Origin of the sequence: Diaminobutyricibacter sp. McL0608, assembly GCF_039613825.1 — a bacterium.
Classification (GTDB): Bacteria; Actinomycetota; Actinomycetes; order Actinomycetales; family Microbacteriaceae; genus Diaminobutyricibacter.
In genome coordinates this window covers 3,388,566-3,410,309 of sequence record NZ_CP154826.1, presented here as the reverse complement: position 1 = coordinate 3,410,309, position 21,744 = coordinate 3,388,566, and the positions used below count along the sequence as shown (strand labels likewise).

Annotated in this window: 15 protein-coding genes; 4 read left to right on the top strand and 11 right to left on the bottom strand. The window is 67.4% G+C overall.

Features of this window, described 5'->3' with window-relative positions; genetic code table 11:
- The first annotated feature begins 3 nt into the window (after positions 1 to 3).
- Positions 4 to 2,577, top strand: coding sequence for a right-handed parallel beta-helix repeat-containing protein (locus tag AAYO93_RS16225; RefSeq protein ID WP_345762201.1), 2,574 nt, complete (start codon positions 4 to 6; stop codon positions 2,575 to 2,577).
- Here AAYO93_RS16225 and AAYO93_RS16220 read toward each other — a convergent pair.
- The 6 genes from AAYO93_RS16220 to AAYO93_RS16195 are packed head-to-tail and all read right to left on the bottom strand — an operon-like array spanning position 2,557 to position 13,261.
- Complete coding sequence (locus AAYO93_RS16220; RefSeq protein WP_345762200.1) at positions 2,557 to 3,888, bottom strand: O-antigen ligase family protein; 1,332 nt, start codon at positions 3,886 to 3,888, stop codon at positions 2,557 to 2,559. The two genes, AAYO93_RS16225 and AAYO93_RS16220, sit on opposite strands and share 21 nt — an antisense overlap.
- A gap of 23 nt (positions 3,889 to 3,911) precedes the next feature.
- Positions 3,912 to 5,132 carry a DUF1972 domain-containing protein gene (locus AAYO93_RS16215; RefSeq protein WP_434056649.1) on the bottom strand — a complete coding sequence of 407 codons (1,221 nt, stop codon included), beginning with the start codon at positions 5,130 to 5,132 and terminating at the stop codon, positions 3,912 to 3,914.
- 21 nt (positions 5,133 to 5,153) lie between these two features.
- On the bottom strand, positions 5,154 to 9,590 hold the full coding sequence (locus tag AAYO93_RS16210) for a PKD domain-containing protein (protein WP_345762199.1): 4,437 nt from the start codon (positions 9,588 to 9,590) through the stop codon (positions 5,154 to 5,156).
- A gap of 52 nt (positions 9,591 to 9,642) precedes the next feature.
- Positions 9,643 to 11,043 (bottom strand): hypothetical protein, encoded by a 1,401-nt coding sequence (locus AAYO93_RS16205; RefSeq protein ID WP_345762198.1) that lies wholly within the window; start codon positions 11,041 to 11,043, stop codon positions 9,643 to 9,645.
- Entirely contained in the window at positions 11,043 to 11,702 is a 660-nt protein-coding gene (locus AAYO93_RS16200; RefSeq protein ID WP_345762197.1) for a DUF4352 domain-containing protein, read from the bottom strand. Before AAYO93_RS16200 ends, AAYO93_RS16205 begins: the two co-directional genes overlap by 1 nt.
- A 47-nt stretch (positions 11,703 to 11,749) precedes the next feature.
- Complete coding sequence (locus tag AAYO93_RS16195) at positions 11,750 to 13,261, bottom strand: sugar transferase (protein WP_345762195.1); 1,512 nt, start codon at positions 13,259 to 13,261, stop codon at positions 11,750 to 11,752.
- A 483-nt stretch (positions 13,262 to 13,744) separates the two neighbouring features.
- Here AAYO93_RS16195 and AAYO93_RS16190 point away from each other — a divergent pair, with 483 nt between their 5' ends.
- Positions 13,745 to 14,842, top strand: coding sequence for a fatty acid desaturase family protein (locus AAYO93_RS16190; protein ID WP_345762194.1), 1,098 nt, complete (start codon positions 13,745 to 13,747; stop codon positions 14,840 to 14,842).
- On the opposite strand, the gene AAYO93_RS16185 is transcribed toward AAYO93_RS16190, so the two are convergent.
- Entirely contained in the window at positions 14,839 to 15,831 is a 993-nt protein-coding gene (locus AAYO93_RS16185) for an IS481 family transposase (protein WP_345762193.1), read from the bottom strand. The genes AAYO93_RS16190 and AAYO93_RS16185 overlap by 4 nt on opposite strands.
- Positions 15,832 to 16,071: 240 nt before the next feature.
- Between AAYO93_RS16185 and AAYO93_RS16180 the strand changes: the two genes are divergently transcribed.
- Complete coding sequence (locus tag AAYO93_RS16180) at positions 16,072 to 16,788, top strand: SOS response-associated peptidase (protein ID WP_345762192.1); 717 nt, start codon at positions 16,072 to 16,074, stop codon at positions 16,786 to 16,788.
- Between the two features lie 258 nt (positions 16,789 to 17,046).
- On the opposite strand, the gene mgrA is transcribed toward AAYO93_RS16180, so the two are convergent.
- The 3 genes from mgrA to AAYO93_RS16165 all read right to left on the bottom strand — a co-directional run bounded on the left by mgrA (position 17,047) and on the right by AAYO93_RS16165 (position 19,739).
- Entirely contained in the window at positions 17,047 to 18,087 is a 1,041-nt protein-coding gene (gene mgrA / locus AAYO93_RS16175; protein WP_345762191.1) for an L-glyceraldehyde 3-phosphate reductase, read from the bottom strand.
- A gap of 204 nt (positions 18,088 to 18,291) precedes the next feature.
- Positions 18,292 to 18,876 (bottom strand): SHOCT domain-containing protein, encoded by a 585-nt coding sequence (locus AAYO93_RS16170; protein ID WP_345762190.1) that lies wholly within the window; start codon positions 18,874 to 18,876, stop codon positions 18,292 to 18,294.
- 2 nt (positions 18,877 to 18,878) lie between these two features.
- A complete protein-coding gene (locus tag AAYO93_RS16165; RefSeq protein ID WP_345762188.1) occupies positions 18,879 to 19,739 on the bottom strand; it encodes a patatin-like phospholipase family protein in 861 nt (286 codons plus the stop codon).
- Between the two features lie 134 nt (positions 19,740 to 19,873).
- Between AAYO93_RS16165 and AAYO93_RS16160 the strand changes: the two genes are divergently transcribed.
- Positions 19,874 to 21,259 carry an FAD-binding oxidoreductase gene (locus AAYO93_RS16160; protein ID WP_345762187.1) on the top strand — a complete coding sequence of 462 codons (1,386 nt, stop codon included), beginning with the start codon at positions 19,874 to 19,876 and terminating at the stop codon, positions 21,257 to 21,259.
- Between the two features lie 130 nt (positions 21,260 to 21,389).
- On the opposite strand, the gene AAYO93_RS16155 is transcribed toward AAYO93_RS16160, so the two are convergent.
- Entirely contained in the window at positions 21,390 to 21,596 is a 207-nt protein-coding gene (locus AAYO93_RS16155; protein ID WP_345762186.1) for a hypothetical protein, read from the bottom strand.
- Between the last annotated feature and the right edge of the window lie 148 nt (positions 21,597 to 21,744).

The window sequence follows — 21,744 nt, the reverse complement described above, 5'->3', positions numbered from 1 at the left end:
TTCGTGATTACGGCCGCGGCCGTTGCCAGCACTCTTGTCGCCGGAACCGCCGTCTACGCCGCAACATCGTCAGCACAGGCCGCCTATTACGACGGTGCCATCGTGGTCAACGACACGATGAACCGCTCGGTCTCACCCGGCTGGGGCGTTGCCCCGGTCGGCGGCGCCTACACGATCTCGTCGCCCTCGTCGTTCAGCATCAACGGTGCGAACGGTGCGGTGTCCCTTCCCACTCCCGCGGCCTCCCGCATCGCCACGCTCTCAACAGTGAGCGTGCGCGACGTGCGCGCCGGCTACGCTCTCGCGCTCGACAGCCTGGCCGCGTCCGGCAACGGCACGTCGACCGGCGTCCAGCTACGCGTGAACGGCGGCTCGTACTACCGGGCTGACGTGCGCATCGCAGCAGGCGGCGCAGCGACCCTCCAGATCGTACGGATCAACGGCGACGCAGCGGCCCAGACCACCCTTGCCTCGTCGACGCTTCCCTTCACGATCGGCGCGCACCAGCTGGCGCACATCGAATTCCAGTCCACCGGCACAACCAGTGTCGACCTCGCTGCCCGAGTGTGGACCTCGTCGATGACCAAGCCCGGCTGGCAGACGACCGCCACGGACAGCTCGGCCGCCCGCCTCAGCGGCGCCGGCGCCATCAGCCTCTGGTCGTACGAGTCGAAGACCTCGACGTCGGCCCGACTGGCCGTCGACAACCTCGTCGCAACCGAGCTGACGACGACGCCGAACGGTTCCACGCCGACGACGACGCCGTCCCAGCCGGCCACGCCGGCCCCGACGCCGACCCCGTCGCAGACGCCGACAGCGACCCCGTCGCCCACCCCGACGCAGCCGGCCGGTCCGACCGCACCGGATCCGGGCTCGAGCGCGACCGCCCCGGCGAGCGCCACCCGCATCTCCGCCGGAAGCGCGCCGATCGGCTCGACCGCCTACGCGATTCCCGCGGGAGCGTACTTCGTGTCCACCTCGGGCAGCGACAGCGCAGCCGGGTCGCTCAGTGCGCCGTTCAAGACCGTCGGCAAGGCGATCAGCGCCGCGCCGAGCGGGTCGACGATCGTCGTGCGGGCCGGTTCGTACCACGAAGGCATCACGATCTCCGGCAAGACCCTGACGATCCAGTCGTATCCGCACGAGGCGGTCTGGCTCGACGGCAGCAGTGTCGTCGGAACGTGGGCCAAGTCCTCCACGGGATGGGTGTCCGGCGGCTGGACCGCGCAGTTCGACTCGAGCCCGACCTACACGTTCGGCGCACCTGACGGCACGAGCGCCAACTGGCAGTTCGTCAACCCGAAGTACCCGCTGGCCGCTCACCCCGACCAGGTCTGGATCGACGGCGTCGCACAGACCCAGGTCGCGTCCGCATCCGCGGTGAAGCCGGGAACCTTCGCGGTCGACTACGCGAGCAAGCAGCTCTACCTCGGCACCGACCCGGCCGGCCACACGGTTCGCGCGAGCGACATCGCGAAGGCTGTGAGCATCCGTGGCGACAACAGCGTGATCCGCGGCATCGGAATCCGCCGCTTCGCGCCGTCGGTCGCCCACATGGGCGCGGTGACGGCCGAGAAGCCGGGCATCACACTCGAGAACCTTGTCATCAGCGACAACGCCACGACCGGACTCTTCGTGATGCAGAGCGGCTCGACCGTGCGCAACGTGACGCTGTCGCACAACGGCATGCTCGGTGCGAGCATGTCGACGTCCGACAACCTCACCGTCACCGGTGTCCTCGCGTTCGACAACAACACGGAGCACTTCAACAACTCCCCCGTCTCCGGTGGCGTGAAGATCTCCCGTTCGCGCAACGTGACCGTCTCGAAGAGCGTCTTCGTCGACAACCTCGGCCCTGGGCTCTGGTTCGACGAGTCGGTCTACAACGGCAAGGTCGCAGGCAACGACATCGTGAACAACGCCGGTCACGGCCTGATCACCGAGATCTCGGCCAAGTTCGACATCGTCGACAACCTCGTCACCGGCAATACGGACAACGGGATGAAGATCAACGACACGAGCGGTGTGCGGATCTGGAACAACACCGTCACCGGCAACGTGCGCAACCTCAACATCGTGCAGGACACCCGCCGGGCGAGCAACACCTCGATCGCCGGACACGACCCGCGCCAGCCGCTGCCCGACCCCACCGTGACCTGGGTCAACGGCCCGGTCGAGGTGCGCAACAACATCATCGGCGACGCGAAGGGCGGCGCGAACTGCCTGCTCTGCGTCGAGGACTACTCGGCCGCGTTCAGCGCCAAGGCGATGGGTGTCACGGCGCAGGGCAACGTCTACCAGCGTGCCAACGCGCAGACGCCGTCCGCACTGGTGATCTGGTCGCAGGGCGCTGCGGCTGCCTCGCAGTACTCGTCGCTGGCGGCGTTCCAGACCGGGGCAGGGCAGGACAGCACCGGAGTCGAGACGACCGGCAGTGCCGTGCTCGGCTCGAAGTGGGCGCTGCTCCCCACGCTGGCCTCACAGGCGGCGACCCGTGCGCAGGCCATCCCGGCCGACCTGGCCGCTGAAGCCGGCGTCACGAGCGGCAGCAAGCAGCTAGGCGCCTGGGCGAACTGACAGAAGCGCCCGGATCCCCGCACGCTGCGGGGACTCCGGGCGCTCTTCCCGACTGCGCATGAGGTGGTCGCTCTCCAGGATGAGTGCGACGCTGAAGAACAGCACGAACATCATGTTCGTGTCGATCAGGCCGTTCTCGAGGAAGCTGCGGATCACCAGGAACGTGATGAGCGGCGTGGTGATCGACCGCAGCGTGCGCGCGCGGAACGACCATGAGGCGACGACGACGATCCAGCCGGCCATGATCACGACGCCGATGACCCCCGCCTGGGCGAGCGCCGAGAACCAGCTGCTGTCGAGCACCTGGTTGTCCCAATACTGACCGGCCACCTGGACCTGGCGCACCGCCATGCCTGAGCCGATCCAGTGCGCCCAGCTCGTCTCCGGCGTGGAGAGCACCGCCTGCCACGCGATCGTCCGCGAGCTCAGGGTCACGATGTTCTGCCCGGAGGCGTCTCCGCGCTCCGCCACGCTCGTGATGAGATTCGTGAGAGTCACGGCGGCCGCCGTGAACGGCACGAGCAGTACGAGCGCGATCACTGCGTTCGGCCGCAGGCGCCGCGCGTGGAGGAAGACGACGACGAAGGCGGCCAGCATCGCCAGCAGGCCCGTCCGTGACTGGGTGAGTACCACGATCGCGATGAGGAGGGCGAGCATCGGCACGCCGCGCGACCATCGTCGGTTGCCGATGATCAGCTCGTGGAGGAGCCCGATCGCAGGGGCGGCGCAGAGGAGCGCGATGTCGTTGGGGTTGAGCGGGGGCAGCGTCGCGACGAGTCTGTCGCCGCCGGCGACGGACGCCACTCCTGAGGCAGCCGCGAAGAGGCCGAAGAGCGCCATCGAGGTGAGGAGTGATCGGATGACCTCGAGCGGCGGCGTGGACCTCACGACGAACACGATCGCGGCGGCGACGATCCCGATGCGCACCGTCGAGACGCCGGCAGCGGTGAAGTTTCCGGAGGCGTCGCCCCCGATCAGTGCGACACCTGCGAACGCGGCGACGAACGCGATCGAGGTGATCCCGATCGGATTCCTCAGCGAGGACCGCCGGGCGCCCAGGAGTGCGAAGAGGAGGGCCGCGATCCCGACGACCGCTTTCGCGATGACCACCGGGTCGAATGAGCCCTCGAAGTAGACGCTGCGACGCCACGGGACGATGCTCGCGATCAGGAGGATCCAGACGAGATACGGTGCCATCCGGTGGCGGCGGGCCGCCTGCCGGGCCTCGCGCTCATCCGGCGCGTTCGAGACAGGGATGCGGCCGAGCAGAGCGGATGCGCTCCAACCCTCGGTCCCCCTCACCTCAGTCATCGGCTGCCCCGTTCGTCACCGCTTCAGACCTCGGCGGTCTGCGCGTGCGCATCCGGCCGCGCGGACCACTCGCTGTCCCGGCGCCGGCGCGAGCCGATGCCCCGGATGCTCGCGCCGTCTGCCAGACGACGGGCGAGGTTCTCGTACAAGGCCGCCACATCGTCCCAGTCGTAGCGCTCGGACGCGCGCTGCTGGAGCCGGAGGCCGCGGTCGCGCTGCTGGGCCTCGCCGGCTTCGGCTCGCATGATCTGGTCTCCGACGCTGTTCACGCTGTCGAAGTAGACCCCGTCGTCGCCGAGGACGTCGTGGTTGAACACCACGTCGTACGCGATGACCGCGGTGCCCGCCCCCATGGAGCGCAGGAGCGACGGGTTGGTTCCGCCGACCGAGTGGCCGTGCAGGTAGGTGAGCGCATTCGCGTACAGCTGGTCGAGGAGCTCCTGGTCGAACACCCCGCCGAGCATCCGGACGCGCTGGTCGGCCGCCGCCATCGAGGCGATCGACTCTGTGTATTCGGCGGAGTACGGCGCGGAGCCGACGACGACCAGGGGATAGCGTGCGTCGCTCAGGCCGTAGCCTTCGACGATCACGTCGACGTGGTTCTCCGGTTCGAACCGGGCGACCACGAGGTGGAAGCGGCCCGGCTCCAGGCCGAGCTCGGCCAGGCGCGACGACCCGGGATCGGTGAGGATAGGGGCGCCATAGGTGATGAGCTCGGTCGGAACCGCGAACTCGCTCGCGTAGTAGTCGGCGATGCCCTGCGCGTCGGCGATGAGCGCATCCGCCGAGTGGACGGCCCTGCCCTCCGCCATGCGGTAGTAGCGGCGGCCCGCACCGCCCCACTTGTCACGCTTCCATTCGAGGCCGTCGACGTGGACCGCACTCGGGATACCCCGGAGGTGAAGGACAGGGACGAAGGGGGAGTTGGCCGCGTTGAAGACGAAGGCCATGTCCGGTCGGCGGTGACTGACCGCGTGCGCGACCGAGAAGAAGGTGTGGCTGAGCGTCTCGATTGCCTTCGAGCGCACAGCCGGACGGTAGACCAGGTCCATGCCGAGGTACTCGGCAGGTCGCGGGCCGTCATTGCTTCGGCAGTAGACCGTGACCTTGTGCCCACGGGCGACGAGCCGGCGGCCGATCTCCTCGACCGCCGTCTCGAAGCCGCCGTACGCAGCGGGCACGCCCCGGGTTCCGATCATTGCGATGTGCAAAGGTTCGGAATCGGAGCGTGCTCGCTTCGTCACGGTTGTCTCCTCAGCTGTGTTCTAGTTGCCGGTCTTGGTCGCGACCAGGTTGTCCCAGAGCGACTGTATCGGTGCGTTGGTCGACGAGCTGGAGTTGTACGAGAAGAACCCGATCCGACCGGCGACCTGGAGGGCCGCTGTCGAATCCGTGGCGGTGCGCTGCCAGGTGGCAGGCTCCGTGGTCCCGTTCTTCCAGACCCGCGCGTTGAGCGTCGTGGGCGACGTTCCGTACGCCTGCACCTTGATGTTGAGCTGGTCACCCACGGTGTAGGTGAGGCCCGCGATCACAGTGTCGGCGGCCAGTGTCGTCTGCGCGCCCGTCGAGTCGGTCCTGGTCAGCCCGAGCGAGACGGTTCCGTTCGCGAGGAACATCACCTTCGCCCGGTACTCGCCCGTGGTACCTGCGCCGCGAGCGATGACCGAGGTCGTCACTCCGCCGCCGGTGGGCGCCTTGTCAAGACCGACACTGACCAGCACCTGGGTGTCCGTCGAACTCACTCCGGAGAGGTAGATCGCAGGGCCCGAACCGGGGTTGGCCATCTTGATGTATCCGATGCCGTTCACGACGAAGTTGCTCGCCGTGCTCACCGTGCTCCAGGCTCCGCCGACATCCGCCGTGCCCCAGCCGTTGGTGACGTTGCGTCCGAAGGCGTCCTGCGCGAGGACGACGACGGAGTTGACAGTCACCTGGTGGGAGACGGTGCCGGTTGCAGCCTTGTCATCCGTGACAGTGAGGGTGACGTTGTAGTTGCCGGACGCTGCGTACGTGTGCGACGGAGTCGCACCCGTACCAGCGGCCGAACCGTCACCGAAGTCCCAGCTGTACGTCAGCGTCGCACCCTCGGGGTCGCTCGAGGCGCTCCCGTTGAACGATGCCACAAGGCCTGCAATGGTCGACGAGAAGGCCGCTACCGGCGGCTGGTTCGGCGGCGCAGTGACCGTCACCGGGTGGGTGACCGGTGCGCTGCTCGCGCCGACTCCATCCTTCACCGTCAGGCTGACGGTGTAGGTGTTCGCCGTGGCGTACGTGTGCGAGGGAGTCGCACCCGTTCCCGTCGTGCCGTCACCGAAGTCCCACGCGTACGACGCCACCGGACCTTCAGGATCCGAGGATGCCGTGCCGTCGAACGCAACTGTGAGGTTGGTCGGCGTCGCGCTGAACGCGGCTGTCGGCGGCTGGTTCGGTGCCGTCACCGTCACCGCGTGCGTCACCGAATTGGTCGCATTGCTCGTGTCCTTCACTGTCAGGGTCACGTTGTAGTTGCCAGCGGATCCGTAGGTGTGGGACGGGTTGACTCCGGTGCCCGCGGCCGAGCCGTCTCCGAAGTCCCAGCTGTACGTCAGCGTGGAACCTTCAGGGTCGCTCGAGGCGCTCGCGTCGAAGGTCGCGGTCAGGTCCGTGTGAGAGGACGTGAACGAGGCCACCGGCGGCTGGTTCGCCACGATGCCGGCGCCGGCCTGGTAGTGGGCCAGGATGCGGCTCGCCGAGAGGACCGACGAGTACACCGAGGCTTCATCGAGCTTGCCGTTGAACCACGGGCTCGACGAGCTCCAGGTGTTGTCGCCGCCGATCCGCCAGTAGCCGCTGTAGCCCTGCGCCTGCGTCTGCGGGTTGGTGGCCACCAGGGCACCGTCGACATAGAGCTTCATGCCGTCGCTTCCCTGGCTGGCGACCACCTGGTGCCAGTTCCCGTCGTTGTACGCGAGCGGACTGATCGCCAGGTTGGTCTGGCCGGTCCACGCGCCGAACGCCAGCGTGCCGTCGTTCTGCATGTAGATGTGCCGGTCGTAGTTGCTCGACAGGCCCGTCTGCGTGTTCCCGAACCCGATCAGCTTGCCGCCGACGTGGGTCGTGGTGTTGAACCAGACCTCCTCGGTGTAAGCCGTGGGGTTGCTGGCCTGGTTGCTGGCTGCGACCATGCCGCTGGACCCGTCGAATGCGAACGACTTCCCGATCCCGCCGGCGAGGGCGCCGGACTGGTTCTTCGTCACGGTGCCGCTGATGAGACCGTCATTGCCGGTCACACCCGCGTCCTTGGCGACGGACCCTGTGGTGTCGTCGAGACGCCAGTAGAGGTCGGGGTTGTCCTGGTAGACGAGCTTGCCGTAGGAGTCAGCAGGGGCCGACGGGATCGTCGACGTCCTTCCGGTCGACGTCCAGTGGTTCAGCTCGGTCGTCGGCGAGATGACCGTCGGGTAGATGGCCACGTTGTCGATCGTGCCGGTGAAGTCCTGCGACGAACCGGTGTTCGGCCATCCATTCTGGTTGTCACCGCCGACCCTCCAGTAACCGGAGTATCCCTGCGCCGTCGTGACGTCGCTGCGCTGGGCGACGCGAGCGCCGTCCATGTACAGCTTCATCCCGTCCGGGCCGAGAGACGCGGCGATGAGGTGCCAGTTGCCGTCATTGAAGCCCGGCTTGCTGGTTACGGTCGCGACGCCACCCGGGTAGACACCGAACGTGATCCGTCCTGCGCCATCCATGTAGATGTGGCGGTCGTAGTTACCAGAACTGCCCGTCTGCACGTTGCCGAAGCCCATGATCTTTCCACCGCTGGTGCTGGTGGTCTTGATCCAGGCCTCGATCGTGAACACGTTCGGTCCGGTGATCGCCGTGCGGGTTGCGATGGTGCTGCTGTCCGAACCGGTGAAGTTCGACGCTGCATCGTTCGGAATCGCGCCCGGAACGTTGCGGGTCACGGCTGTGCCGGCATCCGCATCGTTGAACCCGACGTTGTCGTAGACGACCGTTCCGCTCGCTTCATTGAGCGGCCAGTACGTCGAAGCTCCATCGGCACCGATCATCTGGGTGTACGCACTCGGAGCTGCCGAAGAGATGACGACCGCTGCCGAACGCGGGCCTATGGTGCTGTTGCCCCACGGGTCCTTGACCTGGATGCGATAGGTGTGCGAGCTTCCGGGCACCAGTCCGCTGTCGACGTAACCGAGTTGCGGAAGGGCCCACCATTGTGAGTTGCTGTCCACCGAGTAGATCGGGGTCAGGCTGTTGTCGCGCAGCACCTGGTAGGTGAGCACGGCGTCATCCGGGTCGCTTGTGCCGGTGAAGGCCACGCGGGCGGTCCCGTTCGACAGCGAGAGCACACTGGGCTGCAGGGTCGTGCGATACTGCGGCCCGACCTTGTTGGGCGCGGTGTCACGTGTTGCGAAGGTGGCGAGGCCCTGCTGGGCGATGCCGTTCACAGTCGTGAACTCTCCACCCATGACCAGGTACTTCGACCCGTCCGACCCGAGCGACCATCCGCCCTGGAAAGCGCCCGTGTAGTTGCCGGTGTTGACTGCCGGGTACCAGTTGAGCTGGGTGGGGATGGGCTGACCGGAGTAGTTCGAGTTGGCCCCCGGAGGCTGCTGGTCGAATCCCGTCGGGTAGATCGTGTCTGCGGTTGCGCGCATCCACACCGTGGGGTTCTGCTGCGGGAACGTGTTCACCGAGAGGCAGTCGTGCGAGTGGTCCACGAAGTAGACCACCTGACCGATTACCTGGGTGCCGTAGGTGGCGCCGTAGCAGTTGTCGAGCCAGGTCAGGTTGCCTGTCGCGAAGTCGGCTGCGAACCGTCCGTCGAACCAGTGGCCGCCCTCGCCGTCGGCGGTGCCGTAGACGACCCCGTCCTTGAGGAGGAGGTCCGTGGTCCAGGAACGGGCACTGGCGCCTTGCGCGGTCGGGATCGGCCGGCTGGTCCAGGTCTGGGTGGCGCCGACGGTGCCGTCCACGGCCCCGATTCCGACGATGCCCTGACTGTTCAGGTTCTGGAAGCGACCGCCGATGACGACGCGTGAGCTGTCCGGCGAGACCACGAGGGCCTCGACGATGTCGTCAGCAGTCGGCGCCCATGCGGTCACGGCTCCGGTGGAGCGGGTGAACGCCGCCAGGTTGGTGCGCGACTGGCCACCCGCCTGGAGGAACGAACCGCCCGCGTAGACCGTGGTGTTCGAGACCGCGATGCCGACGACCGTGCCGTTGATCGACGGCTGGAAGTTCGGGTCACGGTTGCCGGAAGGAAGATCGAAAGCGACGATCTTGCTCTGGGATGTTCCCCCGACCGTGTTGAAGTTGCCGCCGACGTACAGCTTTGTTCCGTCGGGCGACACCTTCACGCTCGTCGCCTGAGCGCTCAGGTTCGGGTTCCAGGGCAGGATCGCGCCCGTGAGGATGTTGTAGGCCATCGCGTTGTTACGTGTGACCTCGTTCACCCCCGGCGCCGAGCCTGACGGCCTTGCCGCCGTGAAGGAGCCGACCGCGTATGCGGTCGTGCCGGACACCGCGACGTTCCAGACGACACCGTTGATCTGCGGTGAGGTGAGGACATCGGCGCCGACCGTTTGTGGCAGTGTCGGTGGTGGCGCATCCGCCGAGGCCGCGAGCGGCGCAAAGGCGAGGCCGGCGACGACGAGAGCCGCCGCCGCCACGGTACTTGCGGCGGTTATCAGTCGCCTTTTCATTGATGAGAACATGTGCGTAGCTCCCGGTTGAGGTTGGAATGGTGCTGTGGACTTAGACATGGACCCTGACCTTGCTTTCGAGGATTCGAGCGGGGCCGGGGCCGGCTTGCTGCTCTGTTCGCGGTTGTCGGGATTTTCGTGAGCGCGGCGTTGTCGGTTCCGTATGAGCTGCTTTGCGTTGCGTATGGGTCGGTTCTGCATGACCGGTATCTCGGGAGTCCGAGGCCGGGCGACGCAGGAGGAACCACCGAATGGCGAGTCCTCCCAGCAGGGACCCCCCGGCGAGCGCCAGGGGCGTGAAGGCGACGGATGCTCCGCCGGCCAGGAGGAGCGCCGCAAGCAGCAGTGAGAGCGCCGAGTCTGCGACCCGGAGCCCGAGCACTGCTGCCTGCCTGCCGCGGACTGCGGCGAGCGCTCCATACGGGGTGACCGCGGCCACCGACGCCGAATAGGCGACCCAGCCGACGACAGTCCACACATCGAGCGCGTCGCCGGTGATCACTTTTCCGAGAAGAGGGAGCATGAGGATCGACGCCCCGCCGATGACGACGGTGGCGGCGAGGAGGGTGTAGACCCCGTGGTCGGCGCGGCGCAGGAGCGCGGCGAGCCGCACATCCCTCGCGCTCGCGAAGGACGCGAAAAGGAAGGAGGAGAGCCCGGAGACGAAGAGGAGCGTCGGGGAGACGTAGATGCGCGCGGCCTCGAGCTGGCCGGTCGCGGCGAGGCCCAGCATGACGAAGACGAGCGTGCGCACGCAGGTGAGGAGCGCCGGCCGAACCGCTTGCTGCACTGCGCGCCAGCTGCCGTAGCCGGCGACCTCTCGGTACCCGCCGGTGACGAAGGCAACGACGTACCGTTCGGCCCGCGGCTGGAGTACGACGCCGACGACCATCCCGACGGCCTGTCCGACGGCGAGCGCCGCGAGGAACGATCCGAGGGTGAGAGGCCCGGCCTTCGCAGCGGCGGCGAGCAGGAGGAGCGAGCCGACCAGGGCCGACGCATCCATCACCACGATCCGCCAGAAGCGCAGCTGCGCCATGAGGAGTCGGCGCAGGGCGTCCTCGAGCACGAACGCCACCGTCGCGGCGGCGAAGAGCCAGGCCTCGCCGACGGTGATGAGCCCGGTGAGCGCGAGGATGAAGCCGCCCCCGAGGGCGGCGGAGAAGCTGAGGACCAGCAACCAGCCCTGCAGAGCGGAACGGATGCGGCGATCGGAGCGATCCAGCACCGTCAGCGAGTCGCCGACGAAGCCGGTGACGAACCCGGTGAGGAGGACGATCACTCCGTACAGGATGGCGAACGCGCCGAAACCTGCGATCCCGAGAGCATGGGCGGCGAGCAGCTGGAGGACGAGGCTCGCGCCCGCCTGGGACACCTGGGCGCAGACAGCCCCCAGCGCCCGGCCCGAGCGGCGCCGGGACAGGGAGGGCTGCTGCTGCGACAGGTCGGACATCAGTTCGGGATCGTTCCGGTGAAGGCCGCGGGCTGGTGTGCGCCGTCGAGGTCGACGTAGAGCGTCGCCTGGTTGGTCGACTTGGGAAGCTGGAAGCCGTAGGTCGCTACCTGGTCCTTGCCTGCGGCGAGGGTGCCGTAGAAGTCGCCGACCTTGGCCTCTGTTCCGTAGTACGGGGCAGCAACGAGGTTCGAGCCGTATTTGAGCGTCGCGACGACGGCCGCGAGGTTCAGCGGCTTGGTGCTGCCGTTGTGCACGGTGACGGCGATGATGATGAACGGAGCGCCGGTGATCTCGCCCTTGCCCTGGTCGGTGGTGGTTCCGCGTGCGAAGTCGGAGACTGCGAGCGTCACGCCGTCGGGGTAGCCGCTCTTGGTGGCGAACGTCGCGGCGGTCGCGGCGGCCTTCTTCGCGGCCGGGAGCTCACCGGCGCGATGGACGACGGGCGCGCCCTTCGAAGAGTCGACGAACCCCTGCTTGGGCGATGCCGTGCCGGAGGGCGACGGTTCCGGTGTCGCCGTCGTCGACGATTTCGGATCGGCCCCGCTGTAGCCCGCATGGGGCTGAGCGACGGGGCCGGCGCATCCGCTCAAGAGAGCGACCCCCAGAATCGCAGTGGCGATGTACGCAGTCGCCGTGGCGACGAGTTTGCTGTTCATTGCAGTACCTGTTTTCTTCGAGACCTTGGGTGGTGCAGCCCGAGCGGCTAGTAAGCTCCGACGGGATGTGTGAGCACTTTGACGGTGCGCCACATGATGACGAGGTCACCGGTCAGGGACCAGTTCTCGACGTAGTACAGATCGAGCCGCACACTCTCCTCCCATGAGAGATCGGACCGTCCGTTGACCTGCCACATGCCGGTGAGGCCCGGCTTGATATAAAGCCGACGGTGGACATGCCGCTCGTATTCGCGGACTTCGACGGGCAGCGGCGGGCGTGGCCCGACCAGGCTCATGTCCCCCACGAACACGTTCCACAGCTGCGGAAGCTCATCGATCGAGTACTTGCGGAGTACGCGGCCCACACGCGTGACGCGCGGGTCGTTCTTGATCTTGAACATCACGCCGTTGCCCTCGTCCTGGGCTTTCAGCTTCTCGAGATCCGTCTCGGCCGTGACGACCATCGAACGGAACTTGTACATCTTGAAGGTCGCGCCGTTGCGTCCGACCCGTTCCTGGCTGAAGAGGGCGGGACCGCCGCTGTCGAGGCGCACCAGGATGGCGACGACGAGGAAGAGGGGCGACAGCAGCAGGAGGGCGAAGCCGGACGTCGTCACGTCGAGGGCTCGTTTCATCATGTGCTTGCCGCCCTCGAACTGAGGGATCTCCACGTGGATGAGCGGGAGCCCCTCGACGGGGCGGAAATGGATGCGCGGGCCGGCGACGTCGACCAGCCGCGACGCGAGGACGAGCTCAGTCGCCGTTCCCTCGAGCTGCCAGGCCAGGGATCGGATGTAGTCGCTGCCGCCCTGGGGCTGGCCGGCGACGATCACAGTGTCGGCGTTGAGGGTCGCGGCGGCCTTGGCGACGCCGGCGAGGTCGGACACCACCGGGACCTCGTGAGCGGGGAAGACGACGGGACGGCTGGGGTCGTCGACGGATGCGCCCACCACGTGGTACGCAGCGCCGGACTTCTTGTCGATCTGCTTCACGACGTATTCGACGTCGTCCGCGCCTCCCACGACGAGGGCGCGCGACAGGTAGTGGTCGAACATCCGCTGCCGGATCAGCCATTTGCGCCACACCCACCGGCTGGTGAGCACGCCGAGCACTCCGACGGGGAGGGCCAGTACGAAGTAGCCGCGCGCGATGTCGACCTTCGCGACCAGGAAGACCATCGCGAGGAGGCCGAAGGTGATCGCACTCGCGCTGACGACCCGCCTGTATTCGGTGACGCCGATACCGACCACCCGCGGATCGCGTGTGTGATAGGCGGCGAGGGTGAACATCCAGACCAGCGAGATGATCACGGCGATCGAGAAGTAGTCGGTGCGGTAGCCGCCGACGAAGGCGTGCGTCTCGTCGAAACCGAACCGGAGGAACATCGACCCGAAGCAGAAGGCGACGATGATGACCGTGTCAGTGACCAGGAGGCGCAGGCGGTAGCTGCGGGCCCAGGCGCGCTCGCTCGTCCGGACGACGGCGGGGCGGAACGGGAAGTGACTGACGGCCGCTCCGGCATGGCTGTGGAACGAGAGGCGCGGCTTGAGGACGGTCATGCGATCCACCGACCTGACCTGATTGCGGGGGAGTCGACGGCAACTGGGGGAAAGCCGTGGTCTCGAACGGCTTTGTTGCCGCCGGCTCCGTCCGTGGGGGTCACACTGTGCGTGTCGCGTCCGCTGAGCACCACGAAGGATCGGGTGGCGGGTGTCGGTCGAGTGGTTCGACCTTGGGCGAGCACGTTCACAAGAGTGTCCCTGCGTGTCGGGTTTACAGGCGATCATTCGGGTATGTGAAAGGGGAGAGAGACCGTGGCACGTTAACGCTGAGGAAACTGATTGTTTCTCACCTATTCACAAAAGTGAGAATACATCGGTTTTAGACTGAAGCAAACCTCCCCCGTCCGGGGGGTGCTCGCTGCCCCCTTGTGTTTTGGGCGATTCGCAGCGTTCCATCAGCACCCACCCGTATGCTGAGGCCATCTACGGACGTCCGTCCGAGAACGCCGGCTGAGAAGTCGATTCGACGAAGGCTGGCTGATGACGGCTCTGACCGCAACCCTGGGACCGGTACGCCGAACGGTCAAACGCATTGACGCGACGCCGAGCGTGACCAACACGTACTCCACGCTGCTGAACACCGTGCGCGATCACGGCCTGCTCCGCCGCACTCCGTGGTTCTATGTGACCGTCTTCGGCATCCTCGTGGCCGCACTGGGCGGCGCGACGACCGGCTTCGTGCTGCTCGGCGACAGCTGGTTCCAGTTGCTCATCGCGGCGGCGCTCGGTGTCATCTTCACCCAGTTCGCCTTCCTGGCGCACGAGGCGTCGCATCGCCAGGTGCTCGCATCCGGACCGGCCAACGACCGTGCGGGCCGCCTGCTCGCCACCGCCGTCGTCGGCATCAGCTACGCGTGGTGGATGACCAAGCACAGCAGGCACCACGCGAACCCCAACACCATCGGCAAAGACCCCGACATCGCTTTCGACACCGTCTCGTTCATCGAAGAAGACGCCGCGAAACAGCGGGGCATCGTGCGGGCGATCACCAAGCGCCAGGGCTACCTCTTCTTCCCGCTCCTGCTGCTCGAGGGCATCAACCTGCACGCGCTGTCCTTCCGCACGCTGGTCGGAAAAGAGAAGGTGGACGGCCGGGCCCGCGAGATCGTGTTCATCGCGATCCGCTTCGCGATCTACCTCGGCGCCATCTTCACGTTCCTCCCGCTCGGTATGGCCTTCGCCTTCATCGGCGTGCAGCTCGCCGTCTTCGGCGTGTACATGGGCGCATCCTTCGCCCCCAACCACAAGGGCATGCCGATCATCGAAGCCGGCGTCAAGGTCGACTTCCTGAGCAAGCAGGTCCTCACCTCGCGCAACATCCGCGGCACGGGGATGTCCACCTTCATGGGCGGCCTCAACTACCAGATCGAGCACCACCTGTTCCCGAACATGCCCCGGCCCCACCTGCGCAAGGCGGCGGCGATCGTCAAGGAGCACTGCGCCACCGAGAACATCCTCTACACCGAGACGACACTTCCGAAGTCGTACGGCATCGTGGTGCGCTACCTCAACCGGGTCGGCCTGTCTGCCCGCGACCCGTTCGACTGTCCGGCCGCAGGAGAATTCCGCCGCCGCTAGTTGTACTGCCCAGGCAGGTTGGTTAACCGGGTGATCGGTGGGACCTTGCCGATGGCGGTGTGGGGCCTGTGGTGATTGTAGTTGTGCAGCCAGGCTGGGAGGGCTGCCCTGCGGGCTGATTCCGAGTGGTAGTGGCGGCTGAACGCCCAGCCGTCGGCGAGGGTGCGGTGGAAGCGCTCGATTTTCCCGTTCGTCTGCGGGCGGTAGGGTCGGGTTTTCTTGACCTTGATGCCGAGGTCGGCGCAGGCGTCTCGCCAGGCGTGCGACTTGTAGGCGGACCCGTTGTCGGAGAGCACCCGTTCGACGGTGACGCCGCGGGCCGCGAACCAGGACACGGCCCGACGGAGGACGCCGATCGCCGTGGCTGCGGTCTCGTCGTCGTGGATCTCGGCATAGGCGACCCGGGAGTTGTCGTCGATGACGGTGTGCACGAACGCGGTCCCGACCAAGGGTTGGAACCGTTTGTTGCGCGGCTTCCCTGGGGTGGCGGCCCGGTTGCGGTCACCTTGCTGCCGGCCGACGAACCGCCAGCCGCCGCCGTCCGGGATGTTTCCGAGCTTCTTCACGTCGACGTGGATCAGCGCACCCGGCTTCTCGTGCTCGTAACGACGGACCGGCTCGCCGGTTCTGACATCGACATGGTGCAACCGGTTGAGCCGACACCGGGTGAGCACCGCGTGAACCGTTGAGGCGGGCATCCCGAGCTGCGCGCCGATGCCAACCGGGCCGAGCCGTTGCTTCCACCGCAAATGCACGATCTTCCGCACCATCGGTTGCGGTGTCCGGTTCGGGGACCGGTGCGGGCGCGAGGACCGATCGGCCATCCCGTCGCGGCCCATCGCCGCATACCGGTTAGCCCACCGTTTCGCGGTCGGCCACGACACATGGAAAAACGTGGCTGCGTGCGCGACCGGCCACCCTTCCTCAACGATCAGACGCGCGATCCGGGCGCGTTGGACTGGGGTGAGGGCTGCATTAGCGTGGGACACGAGGGCCTCCCGGTTCGAAGTGGTTGTCTAAGCAGCTCCACTCTCACCCGGAGGCCCTCGTCACATCCGGAAACGACTACAGCGAGTCGTCACACATCAACCAACGTCCCCGGGCAGTACAGCTAGAAGCGGGCTCCGCGACTTGAGGCATATCGCCCTGCCGGGGGCACCTTTACCGGGGTTTGCCTCAAGTCGATGAGCGCGGGCACCCGCGTCGGGGGTCCGCGTTAGCCTGTTCCTATGTGCGGGCGTTTCGCGATGGACAAAGAGACCGACGACCTGATCCAGGAGTTCGTGGCCGAGGGCGGCGACTTCCGTGACTGGCGTCCCAGCTACAACATCAGTCCCACCGACCCGGTGCCGATCCTGCTGGAGAGCAAGAAAGGCGACGAGCCGCCGGTGCGGCGCCTCGAGCTCGCCCGGTGGTCGCTCGTGCCTTCGTGGTCCAAAGAGCTGAAGACCAAAGTTCCGACGTTCAACGCCCGCGCCGAGTCCGCCGCCGAGAAGCCGATGTTCAAGGCTTCCGTCGTCTCGAAGCGGGCCATCGTCCCCGCGATCGGCTACTACGAGTGGCAGACCGACCCGGAGACGAAGAAGAAGACGCCGTACTTCATCCACTCGGCCGACGGCGAGCTCATGGGTTTCGCCGGACTCTACGCCTGGTGGGCCGATCCGGCGAAGGAGCGCGGCGACGACGATCGCTGGCACCTGACGACGACAATCCTCACGTCCGACGCGGTGAAGACTCTCGAGCACATCCACGACCGCAACCCGGTGCCGCTGCCCCGCGAGCTCTGGGACCACTGGATCGACCCGACAGTGGTCGGTGACCAGGCGTTGCTCGACGAGGCGGTGCGCGCGGCGGTCGCGGTCGCCGACCAGCTCGTCTTCGATGTGGTCGGGCCGGTCACCGGCGACAGCCCCGAGCTCATCCGGCCGATCCGCGAACAAGGCTGAACGGACTCCCGGCCGACGCCTTCATCGACCATTCGACCGGTGCCGAGTACCGGGTGGGCGGGTCGACCAGACCACGCCCCCCGGGACTCGCCCCACACGCACCGGGATGGCACCCGCCGTTCGTGAAGCGCGGCCCCCAGGGCGCTCATCCAGCGCGATGGACCGACCCTACGTTGCCGTGCCCGCCGACATCTAGGGGATGACAGGTGGCACGTTGCGTGGTACGAAAGCGGCAGTGGGACCGGGGTTGCCGCGACGTCAGCCGAGCTGCCCGCGACGTGCGGATGCCCACAGATCCACGCCGGTGTCGACCGCGTGCTCGTCGATGGCCGCCAGTTCGTCGGGGGTGAAGTCGAGGCGGTCGAGCGCGCCGATGTTCTGCTCGAGCTGGGTGACACTCGACGCGCCGGTCACGAGAGAGGTGACGCGCGCATCCCGGAGCGCCCAGGCGAGCGCGAGCTGCGCGAGCGACTGGCCTCGACCGCTCGCGATCTCGTCGAGGGCGCGGATGCGGTCCAGCGCTTCGTCGGACAGCATCGACCGGTCGAGCGAGGAGTTCTCGGCCGCGCGAGAGCCCGCCGGGATGCCGTCGAGGTACTTGCCGGTGAGCATCCCCTGAGCGAGCGCCGTGAAGCCGATGACGCCGATTCCCAGCTCGCCGGCCGCGTCGAGCAGGCCCTCCGTCTCGACCCAGCGGTTCAGCATCGAGTATGAGGGCTGGTGGATGAGCAGCGGAGTTCCCAGATCGGCGAGGATGGCCGCTGCGCGACGAGTGTCCTCAGCACTGTACGACGAGATGCCGACGTAGAGCGCCTTTCCGGACCGCACCGCAGTGTCGAGCGCGCCCATCGTCTCTTCGAGCGGTGTGGTCGGGTCGGGTCGGTGCGAATAGAAGATGTCGACGTAGTCGAGGCCGAGCCTGGCGAGTGACTGGTCGAGGCTTGCGAGCATGTATTTGCGCCCGCCGCCGCCCTGCCCGTACGGGCCGGCCCACATGTCCCAGCCGGCCTTGGACGAGACCACGAGCTCGTCACGGAACGGACGCAGGTCGTCTGCGAGGATGCGACCGAAGTTGATCTCCGCGGAACCATAGGGGGGACCGTAGTTGTTGGCGAGATCGAAATGGGTGATGCCGAGGTCGAAGGCGCGCCTCACGATCGCACGCTGCGTCTCGTAGGGGCGGTCGTCGCCGAAGTTGTGCCAGAGGCCGAGGGAGAGCGCGGGCAGGTCGAGTCCTGACCGGCCGGTGCGGCGATACTGCATGCTGTCGTAGCGGGACGTTTCGGGTTGGTACGTCATTCGGGCTTCCTCATCTCGTGCGCGCGCGTACCTCTACATTCGCGCGCGCGCGCGAATCTGTCCAACAGCGCCGCCCGATGAGACTCAGCGCCCCCGCCGATGAGTGCCGTGGCCGCGTGCCGAAAGCGACGGTTCCGGTCGAGAGTGCCCGGCGGACCTGCCGCGCTCGTCCGGAAGGGTCGGTCTCGGCCAAGTGACGGCCCGTCAGACCCCGAGGATCTTCGCCTTGGCGGCGGCGAACTCCTCGTCGGTGAGCGCACCGCGGTCGTGGAGGTCGGCGATCTTCGCGAGTTCGTCCGCGGTCGAGCCCGGCACGGCGGATGAGGGTGCCGGCTCGGTGGACGGAGCGGCGGATGCGGGTGCCGGCTCGGTGGACGCGGTGGATGCGTCGGCGGGTGCGGCGGCCGGCGGTGCCGGCTCCGAGGCGGATGCGCGTGCCATCGCTGCGGTCACAGCGTCGACGAACCGCGGCGCCAGTCCCGGGTTGGGCCGAAACGTCGTGATCGTCGGCGCGGCTTCGTCCCCCGTGCCGATCCGCAGGAACGACGCAATGAGAGCCCGCTCGAATTCGATCGAGCGGAGGTCGGTGAGCGGATGCGTGACGAGCGTCAGCGTGTGCCGCACCGACCCCGCGAAGATCAGCCGTTCATCCGTCAGCGCGAGCAGTCCGGAAGGGTTCGCGTTGCTCGAATTCGACACCCAGAGGGCGGCCCGCAGGGTCGTCTGGACCTTCTCGCCATCGTGCAGGATCTCCTCGATGCCGGCGAGTGTCTTCTTATCTGCGGCCACGGTCAGCCTTCAAGCCGCCAGAACGCGGCGACCTCGGGCGCGACCTGCCGACCGCGGTCGCGGCCCGCAATGGCGGACGGGCGTCGTGACGCCGGATCGAGCGGGTTTGTCCCCATCGCCGCGATCGAATCGGCGTCCGCGAACACGGTCATCACCCGCTTCGAGGTCAGCGCCTCGAGTTCCGCATCGGGCACGGACTGCCCGAACGGGGACTGCTCGAGCGAGGGAACGAGGATGAGCACGCGCGCGGCGCCGGCCGCGAGGTCGGCGTTCGCGAGGGAGCGCATCCCGCCATCCATGTAGTGGCGGCCGGCGATCTCGACGGTCGGCCAGATTCCGGGCACCGCGCTGCTGGCCGCCACCGCGTCGACGAGGTCGACTCCCGAGGTGCGGTCGAAGACGCGGAGCTCGCCCGTCTCGGTGTCGATCGCTGTGATGAGGAGGGTGCGCTCTGGCCAGTCCGCGCCGGCGAGTCGTGCTTCGATCACGGCGCGACGAGCCCTGACGGAGGGCGTTTCGGCTCCCCTCGCGATCGCCCCTATGCGGCGGCGCGTCGCCTCCGGTGACTCATCGGATGCTGCACCGTCGCTCATCATCGCACCGAACTTCTCCAGGTCGAGCTCGACTTTCAACTCGCTGTGCTCATCCGACACCTGCGCCGCGAACAGGTCGGCGAGCGCACGTCCGCTCGCCAGCTGGGCGGCGACGTTCGAGCCGGCCGATGTTCCGATCAGGGTCGTCGATTCGGCGATGATCTCGTCGGCGAGCGACGGATCGACGTCTGCGATTCCCATCAGGATGCCGGTCTCCCAGGCGATCCCGGCAACCCCGCCACCGGCGAGGACGAGTGCATCAGTGGTCATGATGCAACCCTATGTCGGCGTCCGCCCGCCGAGTGTGACCGGTCCGGTCGAGCGGGTCAGGCACAACGGTCGGGCTCGACCGGAGGCGACGCGCTCGCCCCGGCGGCGAAGCGGCCAGGGTGCAGGATAGGAGGATGCCGACGTCGACCATCGTCTCCGAACTCCGCGAATTGCTCGAACCGGACCAGGTCGTCACCGACGATGACGTGCTCGAGGAGTACAGCCACGACGATGCGGAGTGGGCCGCCTACGTCCGGCCGCTGGCGGTCGTGCGTGCCCGCAGCACAGAGGATGTCACGCGCGTGGTCGCCTTCGCGGCCGCCCACAGCATCCACGTCGTCCCGCGCGGAGCCGGCACCGGGCTCTCGGGTGGGGCGAACGCGGTCGAGAATTCGATCGTGCTGTCGCTCGAGCAGCTGACCGCGATCGTCGAAGTGAACCAGGCGGAGCGCTACGTGGTCGTCGAGGCCGGCGTGATCAACGACGTGCTCCGCACTGAGGTCGCCCGCCACGGTCTCTGGTATCCGCCCGACCCCGCGAGCTACCGGATCTCGACCATCGGTGGCAACGTCGCCACCAACGCGGGCGGCATCTGTTGCGTGAAATACGGCGTGACCCGTGACTACGTTCTCGGTTTGACCGTGGTGCTCGCGGACGGGTCCGTCGTTCGGCTCGGGCGCTCGACCGCGAAGGGGGTCGCCGGGTACGATCTCACCGCTCTCATGGTCGGGTCCGAGGGCACGCTGGGCATCGTGACCGAGGTCACGCTCAGGCTGCTCCCGCTCGCCGGTCGCGACGAGCGTGCGGTGATCGGGTACTTTCCTTCGCTGCGCTCGGCGGGGGATGCGGTCGCTCTCGTCTCGCGCGCCGGTATCATCCCCTCGGCACTGGAGCTCGTCGACCGCACCTGTCTGCGCGCCGTCGACGAATGGCAGGGGCTGGATCTTCCCGGCGATGTCGACACTCTCCTGCTCGCGAAACTGGATGAACGGGGCACCGCCGGCGACGAACTCGCCGACGAGATCGCACGGCTGTTCGGCGAGGCCGGCGGCACCAGTGTCGAGCGCGCAGGCGACGCGGACGAGGTCGATCGCCTGTTCCTCGCGCGGCGGCTCGCCTACCCGGCGCTGGAGCGGCTCGGGCCGGTCCTCACCGAGGACATCTGCGTGCCGCGCGCGGCGGTCCCGGAGATGCTGGCGCGCATCCAGGCGACGGCCGCCGAGCACGACGTCGTGATCGCGAACATCGCTCACGCGGGCGACGGGAACCTGCATCCGCTGATCATCGCTCCGGTCGGCGACGACGCCGCCAAGGAACGCGCGAAGCGTGCGTTCGACCGGATCGTGGCCGACTGTCTCGACCTCGGGGGGACGGTGACGGGCGAGCACGGTGTCGGGCTCCTGAAGCTCGATGGCGTCGGGCGTGAGCTGGGTCCCCGGGTCGTCCAGCTGCACCGGGCGATCAAGGATGCGCTCGACCCTCACGGCGTGCTGAATCCGGGAAAGGCGTTCCCCGCCTGAGTCGGGGGCCCGCTCGCATCCCATCCTGACGCGAATCGCACAAAGAGAATAAGGAGTGCACAGATGCCCTCGATCACCGCGAGACGCCGAAGATGCTGAACACCGAGGACTGGGCGTATGGCTTCTACGACTACGAGCGCCCTGTCATGGGCACGATGTTCGAGCACGGGGTGCCGCCGACGGGCCGTGGAACGCCACCGGCCGAGCGCGGCGAGCGGCTGGTCCGGCTGATGGCGGCGATACGCTGTTCGTCGCGGGTCGCCAGAGCGAGTTGTGGCCGTGCGAGGCCGCGCTGAGCGATCTCGCGTCGTCTGCCGTGATCGAGGATTGCGGTCACGCAGCGAACATCGAGCAGCCCGAACGGTTCAACGAACTCCTGGTCGGTTTCATCGCGAACCTCTGACGAGCGAAAGCGATTCATTCCGCTCCGGGCATGTGCTGCAAGACACCGGATTCCTACCCCCAAAAGAGGGGTCAGTATGGCT

What these genes read in the sequence shown, in the direction of transcription:
- mgrA (WP_345762191.1), bottom strand. Translation starts at nt 18,087, where the DNA reads ATGACGTACCAACCCGAAACGTCCCGCTACGACAGCATGCAGTATCGC.
- AAYO93_RS16180 (WP_345762192.1), top strand. Translation starts at nt 16,072, where the DNA reads ATGTGCGGGCGTTTCGCGATGGACAAAGAGACCGACGACCTGATCCAG.
- AAYO93_RS16200 (WP_345762197.1), bottom strand. Translation starts at nt 11,702, where the DNA reads ATGAACAGCAAACTCGTCGCCACGGCGACTGCGTACATCGCCACTGCG.
- AAYO93_RS16160 (WP_345762187.1), top strand. Translation starts at nt 19,874, where the DNA reads ATGCCGACGTCGACCATCGTCTCCGAACTCCGCGAATTGCTCGAACCG.
- AAYO93_RS16220 (WP_345762200.1), bottom strand. Translation starts at nt 3,888, where the DNA reads ATGACTGAGGTGAGGGGGACCGAGGGTTGGAGCGCATCCGCTCTGCTC.
- AAYO93_RS16195 (WP_345762195.1), bottom strand. Translation starts at nt 13,261, where the DNA reads ATGACCGTCCTCAAGCCGCGCCTCTCGTTCCACAGCCATGCCGGAGCG.
- AAYO93_RS16210 (WP_345762199.1), bottom strand. Translation starts at nt 9,590, where the DNA reads ATGAAAAGGCGACTGATAACCGCCGCAAGTACCGTGGCGGCGGCGGCT.
- AAYO93_RS16190 (WP_345762194.1), top strand. Translation starts at nt 13,745, where the DNA reads ATGACGGCTCTGACCGCAACCCTGGGACCGGTACGCCGAACGGTCAAA.
- AAYO93_RS16165 (WP_345762188.1), bottom strand. Translation starts at nt 19,739, where the DNA reads ATGACCACTGATGCACTCGTCCTCGCCGGTGGCGGGGTTGCCGGGATC.
- AAYO93_RS16205 (WP_345762198.1), bottom strand. Translation starts at nt 11,043, where the DNA reads ATGTCCGACCTGTCGCAGCAGCAGCCCTCCCTGTCCCGGCGCCGCTCG.